The sequence below is a fragment of the Pseudomonas sp. IPO3778 genome (assembly GCF_013386825.1).
Lineage (GTDB): Bacteria > Pseudomonadota > Gammaproteobacteria > Pseudomonadales > Pseudomonadaceae > Aquipseudomonas.
Genome location: NZ_JACARC010000034.1, coordinates 230865 through 251977, shown reverse-complemented (window position 1 = coordinate 251977; position 21113 = coordinate 230865). Strand labels below are relative to the sequence as shown.

Sequence of the window (21113 nt, the reverse complement as noted above, 5' to 3'; positions counted from 1 at the left end):
ACTTTTCAAGTCGGGCTCAACCCCCGCAAGCCCTTCCTGAACCCCTCTTTGTACAGCGTCTCAAGGCCTTCTCGAACCTTGAAGAGAATGGTGCGCTTCGCCCGTTCGACTTTCCAATGAATAGATTTTTAATATTCTTTTATCGTCTAGATAAATCGATATTTATTCTTTTTAAATAATCCGCAACGCAGGCACAGTGGTTTCCATAAGCACTCATCAGGAGCCACACCATGAGCCTCAGACTGGGCGACATCGCCCCCGACTTTGAACAGGATTCCAGCGCCGGCAAGATTCGCTTTCACGAGTGGCTGGGCGATAGCTGGGGCGTGCTGTTTTCCCACCCCGCGGACTTCACCCCGGTGTGCACCACCGAGCTGGGCTTTACCGCCAAGCTGAAAGATGAATTCGCCCAGCGCGGCGTCAAGGCCATTGCCCTGTCGGTCGACCCGGTGGACTCGCACCACAAGTGGATTGAAGACATCAACGAAACCCAGAACACCGTCGTCAACTTCCCGATCCTGGCCGATGCAGACCGCAAGGTCTCCGACCTGTACGACCTGATCCACCCGAACGCCAGTGACACCCTCACCGTACGTTCGCTGTTCGTGATTGATCCGAACAAAAAGATTCGCCTGACCATTACCTACCCGGCCAGTACCGGCCGCAACTTCCATGAAATCCTGCGGGTGATCGACTCGTTGCAACTGACCGACACCCACAAAGTCGCCACCCCGGCCAACTGGCAGGACGGTGACGAGGTGGTGATCGTGCCGTCGCTCAAGGACGAGGAAGAGATCAAGAAGCGCTTTCCGAAGGGCTACCGGGCGGTGAAGCCGTATCTGCGGCTTACACCTCAACCAAACCGTTAAGGCTGATACCGCCATCGCGGGCAAGCCCGGCTCCCACAGTTGATCGCATTCCCCTGTGGGAGCGGGCTTGCCCGCGATGGCGGCCTGGCAGGCAACAAAGAGTTCATGCTGCAAACCGTCTCACAAAGCAGGGGTTTTAAGGCCGTTTCGACGGCCTTTTTTTATGCCTGGAGTTTAGTGAGCGGTATATGCATTTAAAGAATAAACAAATGAAAAAATAAGATTTATAGATATATAAATTGGCTGATATGGTCTGTTCCATCTTGGCGCCATCGCCACATAGCGAACCGCCGACACTTTCCAAAGGAATTTCCTACATGCTGGTCGTAACACTTGGTGGTAGCCCCAGCCAACGTTCCCGGTCCGGGGTCTTGCTGGATCACACCCGCAACTGGCTGCAGCAACAAGGCGTGGAAGTGGTGAGTTATCAGATACGGGACTTCCCGGCCGAAGACTTGCTGCACGCACGGTTCGACAGCCCGAAGATCATCGACCTGCTGGAGCAGGTGGCGAATGCCGATGGCCTGGTGATCGCTACGCCGGTGTACAAGGCCTCGTTTTCCGGTGCCCTGAAAACCATCCTCGACCTGCTGCCCGAACGCGCCCTGGCCCACAAAGTGGTATTGCCGATGGCCACCGGCGGCAGCATCGCGCACATGCTGGCGGTGGATTACGCACTGAAGCCGGTGCTGTCGGCATTGAAAGCCCAGGAGTTGCTCCACGGGATTTTCGCCGAAGACAGCCAGATCGCCTACGGCGAAGGCAGCGCCCAGGCGCAACTGGTGCCGGTGCTGGAACAACGCTTGAGCGAGGCCCTGGAGACGTTCTACAGCGCCATGGCCCGCCGCCCGAAACCCCTTGATCCCCATGTGTTGAATGAACGTTTGTTGAGTGCTCGCTGGAGCATTTAAGCCTTACCGGAATTTAAGTACTACTCACCTTACTCAGCCGCCAACGGCCAAGCAGGTGCAGCCAACCCCCTAATCGTATTGTGGAGAGAGCGCCATGCGCACTGTCATCTTGCGTCGTGGTCTGGTCGCACTGTTTGCTGCGGCTGTGTCCTTCGGCGCCATTGTTCAAGCTCAAGCCGCCGAGACCCTGCGGATCGGCTATCAGAAATACGGCACCCTGGTGCTGCTCAAGGCCAAGGGCTCGCTGGAAAAGCGCCTGGCCGAGCAGGGCGTGCAGGTGCAGTGGACGGAATTTCCCGGCGGCCCGCAGTTGCTGGAAGGTTTGAACGTCGGCTCCATCGACTTCGGCGTGACGGGCGAAACCCCGCCCGTGTTCGCCCAGGCGGCCGGTGCCGATTTGCTCTACGTCGCCTACGAGCCACCGGCGCCCACCAGTGAAGCGATCCTGGTGCCGAAAGATTCGCCGATCACCTCGGTGCAAGACCTCAAGGGCAAGAAAATCGTCCTCAACAAAGGCTCCAATGTGCACTACCTGCTGGTGCGTGCCCTGGAAGATGCCGGCCTGAAATACACCGATGTGCACACCGTGTTCCTGCCGCCCGCCGATGCCCGCGCCGCGTTCGAGCGTGGCAGCGTCGATGCCTGGGTGATCTGGGACCCGTACCAGGCGGCCGCCGAGAAACAACTGCAAGCCCGCACCCTGCGTGACGGCACCGGCATTGCCGACAACCACCAGTTCTACCTGGCCACCAGGCCTTACGCCGAAAAACACCCTGAAGTGATCAAGGCCCTGGTGGAAGAAGTACGCGCCGTGGGCGAATGGTCCAAGGCCAACCCGGAACAGGTCACCGAACAAGTCGCACCGCTGCTGGGCCTGCCGGCGGACATCACCCTGACCTCGGTGAAACGCCAGGGCTATGGCGCGCTGTTCCTGACCCCGGATGTGGTCGCCGCACAGCAGAAAATCGCCGACAGCTTCTACCAACTCAAATTGATCCCCAAGCCCTTGAGCATCAAGGACGTGATCTGGACGCCACCCGCCGCCGTTGCCAAAGCGCCGTAATCCGACTTCTTCAGGAGACAACTCCATGAGCCTCAATATTTTCTGGTTCCTGCCTACCCACGGTGACGGCCATTACCTTGGCACCGCCGAAGGCGCTCGCGCCGTTGATCACGGTTATCTGCAGCAAGTGGCCCAGGCGGCAGACCGCCTGGGCTTCGGCGGCGTGCTGATCCCCACTGGCCGCTCCTGCGAAGACTCGTGGCTGGTGGCGGCGTCGCTGATCCCGGTGACCCAGCGCTTGAAATTCCTTGTCGCGCTGCGCCCCGGGATCATCTCCCCGACGGTGGCGGCACGTCAGGCGGCCACCCTGGATCGTTTGTCCGGTGGCCGGGCGTTATTCAACCTGGTGACCGGTGGCGACCCGGAAGAATTGGCCGGCGACGGTTTATTCCTGAGCCATGAAGAGCGTTATCAGGCGTCGGTGGAATTCACCCGCATCTGGCGCCGCGTGCTGGAAGGCGAAACCGTTGATTACGACGGCCAGCACATCAGCGTCAAAGGCGCCAAATTGCTCTACCCGCCGATCCAGCAACCCCGTCCGCCGCTGTATTTCGGCGGTTCCTCCGACGCGGCCCAGGACCTGGCAGCCGAACAGGTGGAAATGGTCCTGACCTGGGGCGAGCCACCGGCCGCGGTGGCGGAAAAGATCGCACAGGTTCGCGCCAAGGCCGCCAAGCTCGGGCGTACCCTGCGCTTCGGTATTCGCCTGCATGTGATCGTGCGTGAAACCAACGCCGAAGCCTGGCAGGCCGCCGACAAACTGATCTCCCACGTAGACGATGAAACCATCGCCCGTGCCCAGGCCTCGTTGTCGCGCTTTGATTCCGTGGGCCAGCAACGCATGGCCGCCTTGCATGGCGGCAGCCGCGACAACCTGGAAGTCAGCCCCAACCTGTGGGCCGGCGTCGGCCTGGTACGCGGTGGTGCCGGCACAGCCTTGGTGGGCGATGGCCCGACCGTGGCTGCGCGCGTCAAGGAATACGCCGACCTGGGCATCGACACCTTTATCTTCTCCGGTTATCCACACCTGGAAGAGTCGTATCGCGTCGCCGAGTTGCTGTTCCCGCACCTGGACATCGAGCGTCCCGAGTTGCCCAAAGGCGCCGGTTACGTCAGCCCGTTCGGCGAAATGGTCGCCAACGACATCCTTCCCAAAGCTGCGTCCCAGAGCTGAGGCGCCGCCATGAACCTTGAAAAATTAAGTCATCGATTGGCGCCGTGGGCGCTGCCGATTCTGTTGCTGGCGGTATGGCAGCTTTCGGTGTCGGCCGGTTGGTTGTCGACCCGCATTCTGCCGGCGCCCAGCGCGGTGGTCGAAGCGGGCGTCAGCCTGGTGCGCAGCGGCGAAATCTGGACACACCTGGCCATCAGCGGCTGGCGTGCGGGCCTGGGTTTTGTCATTGGCGGCGGCATTGGCCTGGCCCTGGGCTTTATCACCGGCCTGTCCACCTGGGGTGAACGCCTGCTGGACAGTTCGGTGCAGATGATCCGCAACGTGCCGCACCTGGCGCTGATCCCGCTGGTGATCCTGTGGTTCGGCATTGATGAGACGGCGAAGATCTTCCTGGTCGCCCTCGGCACGCTGTTTCCGATCTACCTCAACACTTACCACGGCATCCGCAACGTCGACCCGGCGCTGGTGGAAATGGCCCGCAGTTATGGCTTGTCTGGTTTCAGCCTGTTTCGCCAGGTGATTTTGCCGGGGGCCTTGCCTTCGATCCTGGTCGGCGTGCGTTTTGCGCTGGGCTTTATGTGGCTGACGCTGATCGTTGCGGAAACCATCTCCGCCAGCTCCGGCATTGGCTACCTGGCGATGAACGCCCGGGAATTCCTGCAAACCGACGTGGTGGTACTGGCGATCGTGCTGTACGCCGTGCTCGGCAAGCTGGCAGACCTGGCCGCCCGTAGCCTGGAACGTGTCTGGCTGCGCTGGCACCCGGCCTATCAATCGAATAAAGGAGGTGCGGCATGACAGCTCAACAACCTCCACGTCTGCTGCGGGGCATTCCCCTGGCCGTGCGCAAGTTGCGCAAGGCGTTCGGCGCGCGGGAAGTGCTCAAGGAAATCGACCTGCACATTCCTGCGGGGCAATTCGTTGCGGTAGTAGGCCGTAGCGGTTGCGGCAAAAGTACCTTGCTGCGCCTGCTGGCCGGCCTGGATAAAGCCAGTGGCGGCGAATTGCTCGCCGGTTCCGCGCCGCTGAGCGAAGCGATTGAAGACACGCGGTTGATGTTCCAGGAAGCGCGCCTGCTGCCGTGGAAAAAGATCATCGACAACGTGGGCCTGGGCCTCAAGGGCAACTGGCGCCCACAGGCGTTGGAAGCGCTGGAAGCGGTCGGCCTGGCCGAGCGCGCCAATGAGTGGCCGGCGGCGTTGTCCGGTGGCCAGAAGCAGCGCGTGGCCCTGGCCCGCGCCTTGATTCACCAACCACGCCTGTTGCTGCTGGACGAACCGCTGGGGGCGCTGGATGCCCTGACCCGCATCGAGATGCAGCAACTGATCGAGAACCTCTGGCAGAAGCACGGCTTTACCGTGCTGCTGGTGACCCACGACGTCAGCGAAGCCGTGGCCATTGCCGACCGGGTGATCCTGATCGAAGACGGCGAAATCGGCCTGGACCTGCACGTGGAACTCCCACGGCCGCGGGTACGCGGCTCCCACCGCCTGGCGGCGCTGGAAACCGAAGTGCTTAACCGTGTGTTGTCGCTGCCCGGCACTCCGCCGGAACCCGAACCTGTTTCACCGCTGCCTACGCAATTGCGTTGGGCGCAATAACTCACTTGTCTTACACAGGAAGAACGACCATGACTATTAAAGCCATCAACGTGCGTAACCAGTTCAAAGGCACTATCAAGGAAATCGTCGAAGGCGACGTGCTGTCGGAAATCGACGTACAGACCGCGTCCGGCATCGTCACTTCGGTGATCACCACCCGTTCGGTGAAAGAGCTGGAGCTGGTGATTGGCAGTGAAGTGATTGCCTTCGTCAAATCCACCGAGGTGTCGATCGCCAAGTTGTGATCGGCGTTCTTGAAACCGCCATCGCAGGCAAGCCAGCTCCCACATTTTGATCTGTGAACGCAGTCAAATGTGGGAGCTGGCTTGCCTGCGATAAGGCCTTTGTGGGCAACACATCAATCAGGCAGTGACCACCCGCTTGGGCAAGAACGCCGGCAGATAAAGCCCCACATACGCATCAAACACCCGCATGCCTTCCTCGGCCATACGCGGGGTGATCTGCCCGTGCTGGTGCACCGAGCGCGCGTAGACGCGGTCGCTCAGCTCCAGGGCCAGGGCAAACACGTCGACATCGGCGGGCAGGCTCGGCACCTCGAAATGCCGGTTGAACACTTCATGCATCAGGTTTCCCAGCTCCAGGTCGTGCTGGCGGTCAGCCTGTGTCACTTCGGTCAGGCCGTGCTGGGCCAGGATCAATTGTCGGGCGGCGGCGTCGTTGCTGTAGATGGTGAGCATGCGCTGCTCGACCACGCAGGACAGGTCACGCCAGTGGCTGAGTGAGTTGTGGTCGATGGGTGCTTGAATGGCCGCGCGAAAGGCGGCGTGGACGTCGGCGGTCAGCGCTTCGAGCAAGGCCGGCACGCTGGCGAAGAAGTGGTACACCGATGACGGCGGAATCTGCGCCCGTTCGGCCACGCTGTAGATCGACAGGCTGGCCACACCTTCGGCGGCCAGCAACGTGCGGGCGGCGTCGAGGATCGCGTCGATCCGGGCCTGGCTGCGGGCGCGGGGTTTGCGAGGGGCGGCGGGGCGATTCATTGAAGTCTCCTACAGGGCAGCGGGCATTGTACGCAGAGCGCGAACATGATCCATACCTTGTAGGAGCGAGCTTGCTCGCGAGGGTCGTTAACGATGACGCTGGCATCCTGAATCAACGCGGTGCGCTCAGGTTTTTCGCGAGCAAGCTCGCTCCTACAGGCAGGCATAAAAAAACGCCACAGACCAAAAGCCTGTGGCGTTTTTTCAATGCGACAACCGCTTACACGGTATGCAGGTACCAGTTGTACTCAAGGTCGGAGATGGAGTGTTCGAACTCTTCCAGCTCACTTTCCTTACAGGCGACGAAGATATCGATGTATTTAGGATCGATGTACTTGGCCATCACCTCGCTGTCGTCCAACTCGCGCAGGGCATCACGCAGGTTGTTCGGCAGGCTCTGTTCGTTCTGCTCGTAGCTGTTGCCTTCCACCGGTGCGCCAGGCTCGATCTTGTTGGTCAGGCCGTGGTGCACGCCTGCCAGCACGGAAGCCATCAGCAGGTAAGGGTTGGCGTCGGCGCCGGCGACACGGTGTTCGATACGTACGGCGTCGGACGAGCCGGTCGGTACGCGAATCGCCACGGTGCGGTTATCCAGGCCCCAGCACGGCGAGTTCGGCACATAGAACTGTGCGCCAAAACGACGGTAGGAGTTGACGTTAGGGCACAGGAACGCCATTTGGGCGGGTAGGGTCTCCAGCACACCGCCGATCGCGTGACGCAATGCGGCGTTCTGCTCGGGATCCTCGCTGGCAAAGATGTTCTTGCCGTCCTTGTCCAGGATCGAAATGTGTACGTGTAAGCCGTTGCCTGCCTGGCCCGGGTAAGGCTTGGCCATGAAGGTGGTGTCCATCTCATGGTCGTAGGCGATGTTCTTGATCAGACGCTTGAGCAGTACCGCGTAGTCGCAGGCCTTTATAGGGTCGGCAACGTGGTGCAGGTTCACTTCGAACTGCGCCGGGGCACTTTCCTTGACGATGGCGTCGGCAGGGATGCCTTGCTCTTTTGCACCTTCCAGAATGTCCTGGAGGCAGTCGACGTATTCGTCGAGGTCGTCGATCAGGTAGACCTGTGTCGAGTGCGGGCGTTTGCCGGAGATCGGCGAGCGGGGCGGTTGTGGCCGGCCATTCACGTTCTCCTGGTCAATCAGGTAGAACTCCAGCTCGAATGCGGCGCAGATGGTCAGACCGAGGTCGTCAAATTTGCTTACAACTTGGCGGAGGACTTCGCGAGGATCGGCGAAGAAAGGTTCACCTTCGAGTTCGTGCATGGTCATCAGCAATTGCGCGGTTGGGCGCTTTTGCCACGGTTCATTGCACAGGGTGTCGGGGATTGGATAACAGATTCGGTCAGCATCACCGATGTCCAGACCCAGGCCGGTGCTTTCCACCGTTGAGCCGTTGATATCCAGGGCAAATAGAGAGGCAGGCAGGTTAATGCCCTTCTCGTAAACCTTGTGGAGGCTGGTGCGTTCGATGCGCTTGCCGCGCACCACACCATTCATATCCGCAATTAGAAGGTCTACGTACAGAACCTCAGGATGATCCTTAAGGAACGCGTTCGCTTCGTTAAGCTGAACGGCACGCGGGGGTACCGACATGATGCAACACCTTTGTTGTTAAAAATATCAATCATTGATCTCTTCGGGTTTCAGTCAACCCGAACGGCATCCCGAAGTCAAGCGAGGCCTTTTTTGCCCTAAAAAAGCGCCTTGAGGGCTTTTTTGGGGCTTTTTGGGGCGATTTTTTGGGTTTGGTGCTCTTGGAACCAGCACGTTTGAGCGGGCCGTGTTGTATTTTTTACGGGGGTGTTGTGTAAAAAAATGAACAAGGCTAAGCTCGATTCAAACCCATAACAGCAATAATACCGGGGTGCTTCATGTCTCGCCTGCCGTTAATCGGCGTCACCGCCTGCTCCAAACAGGTAGGTCTGCATGCTTATCACATCAGTGGCGACAAATACGTCCGTGCAGTGGCCACCGCTGCCAAGGGCTTGCCATTGATTATTCCGTCCCTGGCGGATCTGCTCGACCCGGCCAATATTCTTGACGGCCTGGACGGCATTCTTTTTACCGGCTCACCTTCCAACATCGAACCCTTTCACTACGACGGTCCGGCCAGCGCGCCCGGGACTGCTCATGATTCTGCACGGGACCAAACCACCTTGCCGCTGCTGCGCGCCGCCGTCGCAGCGGGCGTTCCGGTGCTGGGGATTTGCCGTGGCTTCCAGGAAATGAACGTAGCGTTTGGCGGCAGCCTGCACCAGAAGGTTCACGAAGTGCCGGGCATGATGGATCACCGCGAAGACGACACCCAGCCGCTGGACATCCAGTATGGCCCGGCGCACCCAGTGGCCATCTCCCCGAATGGGGTATTGGCAAGCCTGGGTTTGCCACACACGATCCAGGTCAACTCGATTCATTCCCAGGGCATCGACCGCCTGGCGCCCGGTTTGCAGGTCGAGGCCACCGCGCCGGACGGCTTGATCGAAGGCTTTTCGATCCCCGCGGGCAAGGCTTTTGCTTTAGGAGTGCAATGGCACCCCGAATGGCAGGTAAGCTCTAACCCGCACTACCTCGCGATCTTCCAGGCATTTGGCAATGCCTGTCGAAAGCGGGTGATGCAACGCGACGCGGATGCTGCGTCAACTTACGCCTGACCTTTAATGGATGTCAGGAAACACAGCCCAGAGGCATTTATGAGTAACAACCTCGACCAGCTCACCGATTGGTTGAAAGACCACAAGATCACAGAAGTCGAATGCATGATTGGCGACCTCACCGGCATCACCCGGGGCAAGATCTCGCCGACCAACAAGTTCATCGCCGAAAAAGGCATGCGCCTGCCCGAGAGCGTTCTGTTGCAGACCGTGACCGGCGACTATGTCGAAGACGACATCTATTACGAATTGCTCGACCCGGCCGACATCGACATGATCTGCCGCCCGGACGAGAACGCGGTGTTCCTGGTGCCCTGGGCCATAGAACCTACCGCCCAGGTGATCCACGACACCTACGACAAGCAAGGCAACCCGATCGAGCTGTCGCCGCGCAACGTGCTCAAGAAAGTCCTCAAGCTCTACGCCGATAAAGGCTGGCAGCCCATCGTGGCGCCGGAGATGGAGTTCTACCTGACCAAGCGCTGCGAAGACCCGGACTTCCCCCTGCAACCGCCGATTGGCCGTTCCGGCCGCCCGGAAACCGGTCGCCAGTCCTTCTCTATAGAAGCGGCCAACGAATTCGACCCGTTGTTCGAAGACGTCTACGACTGGTGCGAGCTGCAGGAACTGGACCTCGACACCCTGATCCACGAAGACGGCACGGCGCAGATGGAAATCAACTTCCGTCACGGCGACGCACTGTCCCTGGCCGACCAGATTTTGGTGTTCAAGCGCACCATGCGCGAGGCGGCGCTCAAGCACGACGTGGCGGCCACCTTTATGGCCAAGCCCATGACTGGCGAGCCCGGCAGCGCGATGCACCTGCACCAGAGCATCATCGACATCGCCACCGGCAAGAACGTCTTCTCCAATGAAGACGGGACCAAGAGCGAGCTGTTCCTGCATCACATTGGCGGCCTGCAGAAATTCATCCCCGAGCTGTTGCCGCTGTTCGCGCCCAACGTCAACTCGTTCCGCCGCTTCCTGCCCGACACCTCGGCGCCAGTCAACGTGGAGTGGGGCGAAGAAAACCGCACCGTTGGCCTGCGGGTTCCAGACGCCGGCCCACAAAACCGCCGGGTGGAAAACCGCCTGCCGGGCGCCGATGCCAACCCGTACCTGGCAATTGCCGCCAGCTTGCTGTGTGGCTACATCGGCATGGTTGAAGGCATCAGCCCGAGCGCGCCGGTGGTGGGCCGTGGTTACGAGCGACGCAACCTGCGCCTGCCGCTGACCATCGAAGACGCCCTGGAACGCATGGAAAACAGCAAGACCATCGAGAAATACCTGGGTCAAAAATTCATCACAGGCTACGTCGCGGTCAAGCGGGCCGAGCATGAAAACTTCAAGCGCGTGATCAGTTCGTGGGAGCGGGAATTCCTGCTCTTCGCCGTCTGATGCGCCGGGCGCGCCCTTCAAACGGCGCGTCCTCACCTGAAACATCTAGGAGATTGGTATGTCCAGCAACAACCCGCAAACCCGTGAATGGCAAGCCTTGAGCAGCGATCACCACCTGGCGCCGTTCAGCGACTTCAAGCAATTGAAAGAGAAAGGCCCACGGATCATCACCAAAGCCCACGGCGTTTACCTGTGGGACAGCGAAGGCAACAAGATTCTCGACGGCATGGCCGGCCTGTGGTGCGTAGCGATCGGTTACGGTCGTGATGAACTGGCTGACGCCGCCGCCAAACAGATGAAAGAACTGCCTTACTACAACCTGTTCTTCCAGACCGCCCACCCGCCGGTGCTGGAACTGGCCAAAGCCATCTCCGATATCGCGCCACAAGGCATGAACCACGTGTTTTTCACCGGTTCGGGCTCCGAAGGCAACGACACCATGCTGCGTATGGTCCGCCACTACTGGGCGATCAAGGGCCAGCCGAACAAGAAAACCATCATCAGCCGCAAGAATGGCTACCACGGCTCCACCGTGGCCGGCGCCAGCCTGGGCGGCATGACCTATATGCATGAACAGGGCGACTTGCCGATCCCGGGCATCGTCCACATCGCCCAGCCGTACTGGTTTGGCGAAGGCGGCGACATGAGCCCGGAAGAATTCGGCGTGTGGGCGGCCAACCAGTTGGAAGAGAAGATCCTGGAACTGGGCGTGGACAACGTCGGTGCCTTTATTGCCGAGCCGATCCAGGGTGCCGGTGGCGTGATCGTTCCGCCCGCCAGCTACTGGCCGCGCATCAAGGAAATCCTCGCCAAGTACGACATCCTGTTCGTCGCCGACGAAGTGATCTGCGGCTTTGGCCGTACCGGTGAGTGGTTCGGCAGCGATTTCTACGACCTCAAGCCCGACATGATGACCATCGCCAAGGGCCTGACCTCGGGCTACATCCCGATGGGTGGCCTGATCGTGCGGGATGAGGTGGTCGCCGTGCTCAACGAAGGCGGTGATTTCAACCACGGCTTCACCTATTCCGGTCACCCGGTGGCGGCGGCGGTGGCCCTGGAAAACATCCGCATCATGCGCGATGAACAAATTGTTAAGCGTGTTCACGACGAAACGGCACCCTATTTGCAAAAGCGTCTGAGGGAGCTGGCTGATCACCCGTTGGTGGGTGAAGTTCGCGGTGTGGGCATGCTCGGTGCGATTGAGCTGGTGCAGGACAAGGCCACGCGCAAGCGTTATGAAGGTAAGGGCGCCGGCATGATCTGCCGTACGTTCTGCTTCGAGAATGGCCTGATCATGCGCGCCGTGGGCGACACCATGATCATTTCGCCACCGCTGGTGATCAGCAAGGCCGAGGTAGACGAGTTGGTGACCAAGGCGCGGCATTGCCTGGACCTGACTTTGGCGGCTTTGCAGGGCTAAGTGCTAGGCTCAGTGCGCAGCGGCTTCGGGCGCTGCGTCCGGGCAGTGATTAAAACGGGGCTTTGGTTGAAAGCCGGCCCCTGAACTTGCCAGACTGTCGCCCTGTTTTGTTGCCCTTTGGAAGGGCCGTGAGACGACGTAAAGAACGTGGCCCAAAAAAGAAAAAATTGGAGCATCACCAAATGAAGGCATTAGGTTTGAAGAACGCTGGCAAGACCCTCCTCGCCTTGTCCCTGATGGGCGCAATGGCGGGCGCGGCACACGCAGACGATAAAGTGCTGCACGTTTACAACTGGTCCGACTACATCGCACCGGACACCATCGCCAACTTTGAAAAAGAGTCGGGCATTAAAGTGGTGTACGACGTGTTCGACTCCAACGAAACCCTGGAAGCCAAGTTGCTGGCCGGCAAGTCCGGTTACGACATCGTGGTGCCGTCGAACAACTTCCTTGCCAAGCAGATCAAGGCCGGCGTTTACCAGGAACTGGACAAGTCCAAGTTGTCGAACTACGGCAACCTGAACAAGTCGCTGCTTAAAGCCGTGTCCGTCAGCGACCCGGACAACAAGCACGCCTTCCCGTACATGTGGGGCTCGATCGGCATCGGCTACAACCCGGAGAAGGTCAAGGCCGCACTGGGCATCGACAAGATCGATTCGTGGGACACCATCCTCAAGCCGGAAAACCTTGCCAAGCTGAAGGGCTGCGGTGTGAGCTTCCTCGATTCGCCAACCGAAATGCTGCCGGTGGCACTGCATTACCTGGGCCTGCCGACCGACACCCAGAAGAAAGAAGACCTCAAGCAAGCCGAGGCCCTGTTCCTCAAGTTGCGTCCTTCGATCGGTTACTTCCACTCGTCCAAGTACATTTCCGACCTGGCCAACGGCAACATCTGCGTCGCCGTGGGTTACTCGGGTGACGTGCAACAGGCCAAGTCCCGTGCGGCTGAAGCCGGTGGCAAGGTCAAGGTTGCTTACGACATTCCGAAAGAAGGTGCCGGCAGCTTCTATGACATGGTCGCCATCCCTAAAGATGCCGAAAACGTCGACGCCGCCTACAAGTTCATGAACTACCTGCTCAAGCCGGAAGTCATGGCGAGCATTACCAACAGCGTGCGTTTCCCGAACGGTAACGAGAAAGCCACTGCATTGGTCGACAAGGACATCACCAGCGACCCAGGCATTTATCCGCCAGCGGACGTACAAGCCAAGTTGTATGCCATTGCTGACTTGCCGGCGGCTACTCAGCGGGAAATGACCCGCAGCTGGACCAAGATCAAATCGGGCAAGTAAGCCTTAAGATCTGTGGGAGAGGGCATGTGTGGGAGCGGGCTTGCTCGCGAAAACGGTGTATCAGTTGATACATAGGCTGGCTGACACGTCGCTTTCGTGAGCACGCCCGCTCCCACATAACCCGCTCCCACCCATTAAATGACAGAAAGTTTTGCCGGATCGGTTTATCGAGGGTAAGTTGCGCGCCGGTTTTGTTGCCGGGCAACAACTTTGGGCCCAACTATTTAAGAGGACCTCCACTTGCCAATTTCTTTATTTCGCAAAGCCATGCTCGTGGGTGCAGGTATCACGCTGGCGGTCAGCGTGCAGGCCGCACCGACGGTGCATATTTATAACTGGTCGGACTACATCGGCCCCGACACCCTGGCCAACTTTGAAAAGGCCACCGGTATCAAGCCGGTCTACGACGTGTTTGATTCCAACGAAACCCTGGAAGGCAAGTTGCTGGCCGGGCGTACCGGGTATGACGTGGTCGTGCCGTCCAACCACTTCCTCGGCAAGCAGATCAAGGCCGGGGCGTTCCAGAAGCTCGACAAGTCGCAACTGACCAACTATGCCAACCTCGACCCGGCGCTGCTCAAGCGTCTGGAAAAGAACGACCCGGGTAATCAGTACGCCGTGCCGTACCTGTGGGGCACCAACGGCATTGGTTACAACGTCGATAAAGTCAAAGAAGTGCTGGGCATCGACAAGATCGATTCCTGGGCCGTGCTGTTCGAGCCGGAAAACATGAAAAAGCTGGCGAGTTGCGGCGTGTCGTTCATGGACTCGGCGGATGAAATGCTGCCGGCGGTCCTCAACTACATGGGCCTCAATCCCAACAGCACCAACCCTGAAGACTATAAGAAGGCTGAAGAGAAACTCCTGAAAGTGCGTCCTTACGTGACCTACTTCCATTCTTCCAAATACATCTCCGACCTGGCCAACGGCAATATCTGCGTGGCGGCCGGCTTCTCCGGTGATGTGTTCCAGGCCAAGGCCCGTGCGGCCGAGGCGGGCAAAGGCGTGAACATCGCCTATGTGATTCCCAAAGAAGGCGGCAACCTCTGGTTTGACGTGCTGGCCATTCCCAAGGATGCCAGCAACGTCAAAGAGGCCCTCGCCTTCATCAACTATTTGCTGAAACCTGAGGTGATCGCTCAGGTCAGTGATTACGTCGGTTACGCCAACCCTAACCCAGGGGCGGACAAACTGATGGAGCAATCGATACGCACCGACGAAGCGGTTTACCCACCGCAGGCGGTTCTCGACCGGACTTTTGTCAACTTCGAGCTACCCCCGAAAGTGCAACGCTTGATGACCCGTAGCTGGACCAAGGTCAAGACGGGCAAGTAAGGCTTAACGCTCAAACTATCCTGGGCTTGCCCACATTGGGTGAGCTGCACTCTTTTTATTCTGGGAGTTTCGTAAATGGCAGTTGCCTCCGGCGCCTATAAGAAAGCCCTCGAGGGCGACCAGACACCGAAACAGGTGCTGGTCAAAATCGACCGGGTCACGAAGAAATTCGACGAGACGATTGCCGTGGACGATGTGTCCCTGGAAATCAAGAAAGGCGAGATCTTCGCCTTGCTCGGCGGATCGGGTTCGGGTAAATCCACCTTGCTGCGCATGCTCGCAGGCTTCGAGCGCCCAACGGAAGGACGCATTTACCTCGACGGTGTGGACATCACCGACATGCCGCCGTACGAGCGGCCGATCAACATGATGTTTCAGTCCTACGCCTTGTTCCCCCACATGACCGTGGCCCAGAACATCGCGTTTGGCCTGCAACAGGACAAGATTCCCAAGTCGGAAGTCGACGCCCGAGTGGCCGAGATGCTCAAGCTGGTACAGATGAGCCAGTACGCCAAGCGCAAGCCGCACCAGCTGTCTGGCGGTCAACGCCAGCGGGTGGCATTGGCGCGTTCCCTGGCCAAGCGCCCGAAATTGCTGTTGCTCGATGAGCCGATGGGCGCCCTGGACAAGAAGCTGCGTTCGCAGATGCAGTTGGAACTGGTGGAGATCATCGAACGCGTAGGGGTGACCTGCGTGATGGTGACCCACGACCAGGAAGAGGCCATGACCATGGCCGAGCGCATCGCGATCATGCACCTGGGCTGGATCGCCCAGATCGGCAGCCCGATCGATATCTATGAAACGCCTACCAGCCGCCTGGTGTGCGAGTTCATCGGCAACGTCAACATCTTCGAAGGTGAAGTGATCGACGACGCCGAAGGCCACGCGACCATCACCTGCAAAGACCTCGACCGCAACATCTACGTCGGCCACGGCATCAGCACTTCGGTGCAGGACAAGTCGGTCACCTACGCGATCCGTCCGGAAAAGCTGCTGGTGACCGCGGACATGCCGACCTGCGAATACAACTGGTCCAGCGGCAAGGTTCACGACATCGCCTACCTCGGCGGCCACTCGGTGTTCTACGTCGAGTTGCCGAGCGGCAAGCTGGTGCAATCCTTCGTGGCCAACGCCGAACGCCGTGGCCAGCGTCCAACCTGGGGTGACCAGGTGTACGTGTGGTGGGAAGACGACAGCGGCGTGGTACTTCGCTCATGAACATGAAGAAGCTCAAACGCCAGCTGCAACGAATAACCCCCGGTGGCCGGCATGTGGTCATCGGGATCCCTTTCCTCTGGCTGTTCCTGTTCTTCATGCTGCCGTTCTTCATCGTCTTGAAGATCAGCTTTGCCGAAGCCGACGTGGCGATCCCGCCGTATACCGAGATCTACACCTTCGTTGAACAGAAACTGCAGTTGGTGCTCAACCTGGCCAACTACAGCCTGCTGGCAGGCGACGACTTATACATCGCGGCGTACCTGGGCTCGCTGAAAATGGCGTTTTTCAGCACGCTGTTGTGCCTGCTGATTGGCTACCCGATGGCCTATGCCATTGCCTGCGCACGCAAGGAAAGCCAGACCGTGCTGGTGCTGCTGATCATGATGCCGACGTGGACCGCGATCCTGATCCGCGTGTATGCGTGGATGGGCATCCTCAGCAACAACGGTTTGCTCAATGGCTTCCTGATGTCCATCGGGTTGATCAACGAACCGCTGCAGATCCTCAACACCAACATCGCGGTGTACATCGGCGTGGTCTATTCCTACCTGCCGTTCATGATCCTGCCGCTGTACGCGAACCTGGTGAAGCACGATCAGAGCCTGCTGGAAGCCGCATCGGACCTGGGTTCGAGCACCTTCAACAGCTTCTGGAAGATCACCGTGCCACTGTCCAAGAACGGCATCATCGCCGGCTGCATGCTGGTGTTTATCCCGGTGGTGGGCGAGTTTGTGATCCCGGAACTGCTGGGCGGCCCGGAAACCCTGATGATCGGTAAAGTGTTGTGGCAAGAGTTCTTCAACAACCGTGACTGGCCGGTGGCGTCTGCCCTGGCGGTGGTGATGCTGGCGATCCTGATCGTGCCGATCATCCTGTTCAACCGCAGCCAAGCCAAAGAGATGGAGGGCAAGATATGAAGCGCGTCAGTTTCTCAAGCTTCATGCTGGTGGCGGGGTTGTTGTTTATCTACCTGCCGATGCTGATCCTGGTGATCTACTCGTTCAACGAATCCAAATTGGTGACGGTGTGGGGCGGTTGGTCGGTGAAGTGGTACGTGGGCCTGCTGGACAACACCCAGTTGATGGGCTCGGTGGGCCGCTCCCTGGAAATTGCCTGCTACACGGCGATTGCGGCGGTGGCACTCGGTACGTTGGCGGCGTTTGTGCTGACGCGTATCAGCCAGTTCAAGGGCCGCACGTTGTTCGGCGGCCTGGTGACCGCGCCGCTGGTGATGCCGGAAGTGATCACCGGTCTGTCGTTGTTGCTGCTGTTCGTGGCCATGGCGCAGATGATCGGTTGGCCCCAGGAACGCGGGCTGGTGACCATCTGGATCGCCCACACCACGTTCTGTTCGGCGTATGTGGCGGTGGTGGTCTCGGCGCGCTTGCGAGAGCTGGACCTGTCGATCGAAGAGGCGGCAATGGACCTGGGCGCGCGGCCGTGGAAGGTGTTCTTCCTGATCACCATCCCGATGATCGCGCCGTCGCTGGCGGCGGGCGGCATGATGTCGTTCGCGTTGTCCCTGGATGACCTGGTGTTGGCCAGCTTTGTGTCGGGGCCGGGTTCGACCACGTTGCCGATGGAAGTGTTCTCGGCGGTGCGTCTGGGGGTTAAACCCGAGATCAACGCCGTGGCCAGCCTGATCCTGTTGGCGGTGTCGATCGTGACATTCCTGGTGTGGTTCTTCAGCCGTCGTGCCGAAGAGATTCGCAAGAAAGCGATCCAGCAGGCGATTGAAGAAGCGGCTGCGGATGGTTGGGAAAAGCCGGCGGATTCGCGTCGCGCACCGGCACCGGTCTAACTGACGGAGCTGGCTTAAAAAATGTGGGAGCTGGCTTGCCTGCGATAGCGGTGTATCAGTCAACAAATTAGTCGACTGTCACACCGCCATCGCAGGCAAGCCAGCTCCCACAGTAGTTTTGTGGTGTTTATAAGGGTGTGTTTCAGGCCACCCAAGGCGACTTGCGAATCACCTCGACAAAGTTCATCGGCTTGAACCCCGGTTCCTGATCCACCAGCACATCGGTCTTCACGTTGCCAAACGTGGTCTGCGGGCGATGGCGCAAGCCGTCGGCAAACGCGCAGATGATGCATTCCTTGAACCCTTCACCCCGTGGATGCGCATGCACCACTGCCTCGCGCTGTACGCTGCTGAATGCCGCGTATTCCATGCCCAGCACGTCCATTTCCACGCCCGCAGTCACCAGCGCCACGGTCGGACGCAGATGCTTGGGCACGCCCGGCGTGGTGTGCAGGGCAATCGACAGCCACACCTGCTCGATGTCGTCATCGCTCAACCCGTAAGGCTTGAGGAAATCCGCCGCTGCGTTGGCGCCGTCCACTTCAAAACGTTCGTCGTCACTGCGGTGGCCTTCCACCAGGCCCAGGTCGTGGAACATGGCACCGACGTACAGCAGCTCCGGGTTATAGGCCAACTGCTGGCGCTCACCGCTCAGGGCGCCGAACAGGAACACCCGGCGGGAGTGGTGGTACAGCAGGTCGGATTCGATGTCGCGGATGTATTCGGTGGTGGCCTTGGCCAGGGCGCTGTCCGGGATCTTGATGCCGGCGATGGTGGTGCTCATGGTCGTTCTCCTCAAGAAAGCGCCGGGGTGGGCGCCGATGAGTCCAGTCTGGTCCCGCGCCCGCGAGGCGGCCACCGCGGCGAGGGTGCGATCCCGGCCAATGTGCCGTGATATCGCGCCAAGGCCATACGCGATCAACTGTAGGAGCTGGCTTGCCTGCGATAGCATCACCTCGGTATACCTGATGGACCGAGTCGCCTGTATCGCAGGCAAGCCAGCTCCCACAGGGGTTTTGCATTTATTCAGTTAGAAAAAGGTGTTCCTGCCCATGGGTAAAACCGTTGCCATCCTGATCTTCCCCGGCGTCCAGTCACTGGACGTGACCGGACCCCTGGATGTGTTCTGCGAGGCTAACCGTTTTCTGCCGCCCGAGGCGCATTACCAACTGGAGGTGATTGGCCTGGGCCACGGCAACATGGCGTGTTCCAACGGCCTGTCGTTGCTGGCTCACCGGCATTTCAGCGAAGCCGTCGAGCCTTACGATTTGCTGCTGATGGCCGGCGGGCCGCAGTTGCCCTTTGAGGATTTCGGCCCGGTGTTCAACCAGTGGCTGCGGGACGCCAGTGCGCGGGCCCAGCGTTTCGGCTCCATCTGCAATGGCGCCTTCCTGCTCGCCCGCGCCGGTTTGCTGGACGGGCGCACCGTCACCACCCATTGGGGCGACGCCGCCGACCTGGCCAGTTTGTGCCCGTCGGCCCAAGTGGAAGCCGACCGCCTCTACGTACAGGACGGCGATCTCTACACCTCCGCCGGGGTGACGGCGGGCATCGACCTGTCGTTGTACCTGCTGGCCCAGGATCACGGCCCGGAAGTCGCCCTCAGCGTGGCCAAGCGTCTGGTGGTGTTTACCCAGCGGTCCGGTGGGCAGTCGCAGTTCAGCCCGTTTCTGACCCCCCACGCCGAAGCCACCTCGGCGGTGGCGCTGGTGCAGTTGTATGTATTGGCAAACCTGACGGGGGACTTGACCATCGCTGATCTGGCCAAGGCGGCGAACATGAGCGCGCGCAACTTCTCCCGGGTATTCGCCCGGGAAGCCCGGATCACCCCGGCGGAATTCGTCGAGCGGGCGCGGGTGGACGCGGCGCGCGTGATGCTGGAAAGCACCCACGCACCGCTCAAGACCGTGGCTTACCAGTGTGGCTTTCGCGATGCCCAGCACATGCGCAGTGTGTTCAATCGCCGGCTGGGCGTGACGCCGCAACAGTTCCGGCTTAACTTTGCGGCGCCGGTGTGAGCGTGTCGTAGGCTTCCAGGGCGCGCAGCGAGTAGATGTACGCCGCGCCGGCGTTCAGCGAAATCGCGGTAGCGAGCGTCGCGGCCACTTCTTCGCGGGTGGCGCCGGCCTTGATCGCCGCGTCGGCATGCACGCCGATGCAACCGTCGCAGCGGGTGGTGATGGCCACGGCGATGGAAATCAGCTCACGGGTCTTGGCATCGAGGACGTTGTTTTCCTCGGCAGCTTCCCCCAGCGCCATGTAGGCTTTGACCATCTTCGGGTTGCTCTTGCCCAGTGCGCCAAAGGCTTTTTTCACGGTAGGCAGCAAGTCGGACCAGTTATTGAACATTGCGTTAACTCCTGAACAGGTTGGGTGTGAAGCGAGTGTGCGCGGTTCAGGTTTGGCACTTTTGTTCGATCCACTCACCTTTTTGACCGATGCTCGCAAATGAATTCCATCGACACCTTGATCGCGTTGGCCAACCTGCGGGGCAGCCTGGATTTGCGTTGCCAGTTCCAGGGCGACTGGGCCATGGACCACGAACCCGAGCCGCTGGGCGTGGCGCCGTATCACATTGTGCTGGCGGGGACCTGCCGTGCTGAATTGTCCGGCGGGCAGCAGGTGACGCTGGAGCAGGGCGATATCCTGTTGATGCCCGGTGGCGCGACGCACCTGGTACGCAGCCAGGGTGCCCGGGTACAGCCGATGGCGCAGACCGTGATCGAGGGCGGCCTGCTGCCGATCCATCGCCTGGGGAGCGATCAGCCGGAGGTGGACATGCTCTGCGGCAGCTTTCGCTACAACCGCCAGTCGTTGTTGTTCAGTGCGTTGCCGGACTACCTGGTGGTGTCCAGCCGGCAGTGGCAGGCCGATGGGCAGTTGGCGGCACTGATCGCCTTGCTGCGCAGCGAGGCGGACGGTCAGCAGTTGGGCGCGCGGTTTTTTATCGATGCGCTGTCGTCGGCGTTGTTCACCCTGATTTTGCGGGCCTGGCTCACACAGCAAGCGCCGGCGGCGGGCACCTTTGCCCTGCTGGCCGACAAACGCCTGGGCAAGGCCTGGCAGGCGATGCTGGCGGAGCCCGGCCATGAATGGACCATCGACAGCCTGGCCAGCGCCGCCTCGATGTCCCGTGCGACCTTCATGCGGGCGTTTGTCAAAGTGGCGGGTGTGTCGCCGTGGGTGTTGTTGACGCAGTTGCGCATGGAGTTGGCGTTTAACCTGCTGCATCAGTCGCGGCTGAGCCTGACGGACATTGCCGCCCAGGCGGGGTACCAATCCCAGGCGGCGTTCAGCAAGAAATTCAAGGAGACCTATGGTGAGGCGCCGGGGCGGCTGCGCGCCCGCTAGACGCAACAACACAGGTCGAAA

General features: G+C 60.0%; 21 protein-coding genes. 17 read left to right on the top strand and 4 right to left on the bottom strand.

The features are described from left to right. Positions 1–230 precede the first annotated feature (230 nt). The 7 genes from HX855_RS17370 (at position 231) to HX855_RS17340 (ending at position 5863) form a co-directional block, all read left to right on the top strand. Positions 231–869 carry a peroxiredoxin gene (locus HX855_RS17370; RefSeq protein WP_065950423.1) on the top strand — a complete coding sequence of 213 codons (639 nt, stop codon included), beginning with the start codon at positions 231–233 and terminating at the stop codon, positions 867–869. Positions 870–1186: 317 nt separating this feature from the next. Next, complete coding sequence (ssuE, locus tag HX855_RS17365) at positions 1187–1780, top strand: NADPH-dependent FMN reductase (protein ID WP_177086728.1); 594 nt, start codon at positions 1187–1189, stop codon at positions 1778–1780. 94 nt (positions 1781–1874) lie between these two features. Next, positions 1875–2843 carry a sulfonate ABC transporter substrate-binding protein gene (locus HX855_RS17360; protein WP_177086730.1) on the top strand — a complete coding sequence of 323 codons (969 nt, stop codon included), beginning with the start codon at positions 1875–1877 and terminating at the stop codon, positions 2841–2843. Positions 2844–2868: 25 nt separating this feature from the next. After that, a complete protein-coding gene (gene ssuD / locus HX855_RS17355) occupies positions 2869–4017 on the top strand; it encodes an FMNH2-dependent alkanesulfonate monooxygenase (protein ID WP_177086733.1) in 1149 nt (382 codons plus the stop codon). A 9-nt stretch (positions 4018–4026) separates the two neighbouring features. Then, positions 4027–4815, top strand: a complete 789-nt coding sequence (gene ssuC / locus HX855_RS17350; protein WP_177086735.1) for an aliphatic sulfonate ABC transporter permease SsuC — start codon at positions 4027–4029, stop codon at positions 4813–4815. Continuing rightward, positions 4812–5618: an aliphatic sulfonates ABC transporter ATP-binding protein gene (ssuB, locus tag HX855_RS17345; protein ID WP_008438906.1), complete on the top strand. Its 807-nt coding sequence runs from the start codon at positions 4812–4814 to the stop codon at positions 5616–5618. The genes ssuC and ssuB overlap by 4 nt, the downstream gene beginning before the upstream one ends. A gap of 29 nt (positions 5619–5647) precedes the next feature. After that, entirely contained in the window at positions 5648–5863 is a 216-nt protein-coding gene (locus HX855_RS17340; RefSeq protein ID WP_003213899.1) for a molybdopterin-binding protein, read from the top strand. Between the two features lie 117 nt (positions 5864–5980). On the opposite strand, the gene HX855_RS17335 is transcribed toward HX855_RS17340, so the two are convergent. Continuing rightward, positions 5981–6619, bottom strand: coding sequence for a TetR/AcrR family transcriptional regulator (locus HX855_RS17335; protein ID WP_177086737.1), 639 nt, complete (start codon positions 6617–6619; stop codon positions 5981–5983). A gap of 220 nt (positions 6620–6839) precedes the next feature. Continuing rightward, positions 6840–8216: a glutamine synthetase family protein gene (locus HX855_RS17330; protein WP_003213894.1), complete on the bottom strand. Its 1377-nt coding sequence runs from the start codon at positions 8214–8216 to the stop codon at positions 6840–6842. 278 nt (positions 8217–8494) lie between these two features. Here HX855_RS17330 and HX855_RS17325 point away from each other — a divergent pair, with 278 nt between their 5' ends. The 8 genes from HX855_RS17325 (at position 8495) to HX855_RS17290 (ending at position 17741) form a co-directional block, all read left to right on the top strand. Next, positions 8495–9274: a gamma-glutamyl-gamma-aminobutyrate hydrolase family protein gene (locus tag HX855_RS17325; protein ID WP_177086739.1), complete on the top strand. Its 780-nt coding sequence runs from the start codon at positions 8495–8497 to the stop codon at positions 9272–9274. A 39-nt stretch (positions 9275–9313) separates the two neighbouring features. Further along, positions 9314–10672: a glutamine synthetase family protein gene (locus HX855_RS17320; RefSeq protein WP_177086741.1), complete on the top strand. Its 1359-nt coding sequence runs from the start codon at positions 9314–9316 to the stop codon at positions 10670–10672. A 58-nt stretch (positions 10673–10730) separates the two neighbouring features. Continuing rightward, positions 10731–12095: an aspartate aminotransferase family protein gene (locus tag HX855_RS17315; protein ID WP_177086744.1), complete on the top strand. Its 1365-nt coding sequence runs from the start codon at positions 10731–10733 to the stop codon at positions 12093–12095. A 197-nt stretch (positions 12096–12292) separates the two neighbouring features. Further along, positions 12293–13387, top strand: coding sequence for a polyamine ABC transporter substrate-binding protein (locus HX855_RS17310; protein ID WP_177087119.1), 1095 nt, complete (start codon positions 12293–12295; stop codon positions 13385–13387). Between the two features lie 240 nt (positions 13388–13627). Further along, the gene (locus HX855_RS17305) at positions 13628–14722 is read left to right on the top strand and encodes a polyamine ABC transporter substrate-binding protein (RefSeq protein WP_177086746.1); all 1095 of its coding nucleotides are present in this window, start codon (positions 13628–13630) and stop codon (positions 14720–14722) included. A 75-nt stretch (positions 14723–14797) separates the two neighbouring features. After that, a complete protein-coding gene (locus HX855_RS17300; protein ID WP_177086749.1) occupies positions 14798–15940 on the top strand; it encodes an ABC transporter ATP-binding protein in 1143 nt (380 codons plus the stop codon). Continuing rightward, a complete protein-coding gene (locus tag HX855_RS17295; RefSeq protein ID WP_177086751.1) occupies positions 15937–16857 on the top strand; it encodes an ABC transporter permease subunit in 921 nt (306 codons plus the stop codon). The genes HX855_RS17300 and HX855_RS17295 overlap by 4 nt, the downstream gene beginning before the upstream one ends. After that, positions 16854–17741 carry an ABC transporter permease subunit gene (locus HX855_RS17290; protein ID WP_177086753.1) on the top strand — a complete coding sequence of 296 codons (888 nt, stop codon included), beginning with the start codon at positions 16854–16856 and terminating at the stop codon, positions 17739–17741. The genes HX855_RS17295 and HX855_RS17290 overlap by 4 nt, the downstream gene beginning before the upstream one ends. Before the next feature lie 142 nt (positions 17742–17883). Here the strand turns inward: HX855_RS17290 and HX855_RS17285 are convergent, their stop codons facing one another. Continuing rightward, positions 17884–18525: an HD domain-containing protein gene (locus HX855_RS17285; protein WP_010167840.1), complete on the bottom strand. Its 642-nt coding sequence runs from the start codon at positions 18523–18525 to the stop codon at positions 17884–17886. Positions 18526–18793: 268 nt separating this feature from the next. Between HX855_RS17285 and HX855_RS17280 the strand changes: the two genes are divergently transcribed. Continuing rightward, complete coding sequence (locus HX855_RS17280; RefSeq protein WP_177086756.1) at positions 18794–19759, top strand: GlxA family transcriptional regulator; 966 nt, start codon at positions 18794–18796, stop codon at positions 19757–19759. Here the strand turns inward: HX855_RS17280 and HX855_RS17275 are convergent. Then, positions 19737–20090 (bottom strand): carboxymuconolactone decarboxylase family protein, encoded by a 354-nt coding sequence (locus HX855_RS17275; RefSeq protein ID WP_010167834.1) that lies wholly within the window; start codon positions 20088–20090, stop codon positions 19737–19739. The genes HX855_RS17280 and HX855_RS17275 overlap by 23 nt on opposite strands. Before the next feature lie 99 nt (positions 20091–20189). Here HX855_RS17275 and HX855_RS17270 point away from each other — a divergent pair, with 99 nt between their 5' ends. Further along, a complete protein-coding gene (locus tag HX855_RS17270) occupies positions 20190–21092 on the top strand; it encodes an AraC family transcriptional regulator (protein WP_177086758.1) in 903 nt (300 codons plus the stop codon). Positions 21093–21113 lie beyond the last annotated feature (21 nt).

Bases quoted from the DNA above. Each gene is read 5' to 3' on its own strand.
- HX855_RS17335 (WP_177086737.1), bottom strand. From the start codon at position 6,619: ATGAATCGCCCCGCCGCCCCTCGCAAACCCCGCGCCCGCAGCCAGGCC.
- HX855_RS17320 (WP_177086741.1), top strand. From the start codon at position 9,314: ATGAGTAACAACCTCGACCAGCTCACCGATTGGTTGAAAGACCACAAG.
- ssuB (WP_008438906.1), top strand. From the start codon at position 4,812: ATGACAGCTCAACAACCTCCACGTCTGCTGCGGGGCATTCCCCTGGCC.
- ssuC (WP_177086735.1), top strand. From the start codon at position 4,027: ATGAACCTTGAAAAATTAAGTCATCGATTGGCGCCGTGGGCGCTGCCG.
- HX855_RS17270 (WP_177086758.1), top strand. From the start codon at position 20,190: ATGAATTCCATCGACACCTTGATCGCGTTGGCCAACCTGCGGGGCAGC.
- HX855_RS17275 (WP_010167834.1), bottom strand. From the start codon at position 20,090: ATGTTCAATAACTGGTCCGACTTGCTGCCTACCGTGAAAAAAGCCTTT.
- HX855_RS17315 (WP_177086744.1), top strand. From the start codon at position 10,731: ATGTCCAGCAACAACCCGCAAACCCGTGAATGGCAAGCCTTGAGCAGC.
- HX855_RS17290 (WP_177086753.1), top strand. From the start codon at position 16,854: ATGAAGCGCGTCAGTTTCTCAAGCTTCATGCTGGTGGCGGGGTTGTTG.
- HX855_RS17285 (WP_010167840.1), bottom strand. From the start codon at position 18,525: ATGAGCACCACCATCGCCGGCATCAAGATCCCGGACAGCGCCCTGGCC.
- HX855_RS17280 (WP_177086756.1), top strand. From the start codon at position 18,794: ATGGGTAAAACCGTTGCCATCCTGATCTTCCCCGGCGTCCAGTCACTG.
- HX855_RS17340 (WP_003213899.1), top strand. From the start codon at position 5,648: ATGACTATTAAAGCCATCAACGTGCGTAACCAGTTCAAAGGCACTATC.
- ssuE (WP_177086728.1), top strand. From the start codon at position 1,187: ATGCTGGTCGTAACACTTGGTGGTAGCCCCAGCCAACGTTCCCGGTCC.
- ssuD (WP_177086733.1), top strand. From the start codon at position 2,869: ATGAGCCTCAATATTTTCTGGTTCCTGCCTACCCACGGTGACGGCCAT.
- HX855_RS17325 (WP_177086739.1), top strand. From the start codon at position 8,495: ATGTCTCGCCTGCCGTTAATCGGCGTCACCGCCTGCTCCAAACAGGTA.
- HX855_RS17370 (WP_065950423.1), top strand. From the start codon at position 231: ATGAGCCTCAGACTGGGCGACATCGCCCCCGACTTTGAACAGGATTCC.
- HX855_RS17295 (WP_177086751.1), top strand. From the start codon at position 15,937: ATGAACATGAAGAAGCTCAAACGCCAGCTGCAACGAATAACCCCCGGT.
- HX855_RS17360 (WP_177086730.1), top strand. From the start codon at position 1,875: ATGCGCACTGTCATCTTGCGTCGTGGTCTGGTCGCACTGTTTGCTGCG.
- HX855_RS17300 (WP_177086749.1), top strand. From the start codon at position 14,798: ATGGCAGTTGCCTCCGGCGCCTATAAGAAAGCCCTCGAGGGCGACCAG.
- HX855_RS17330 (WP_003213894.1), bottom strand. From the start codon at position 8,216: ATGTCGGTACCCCCGCGTGCCGTTCAGCTTAACGAAGCGAACGCGTTC.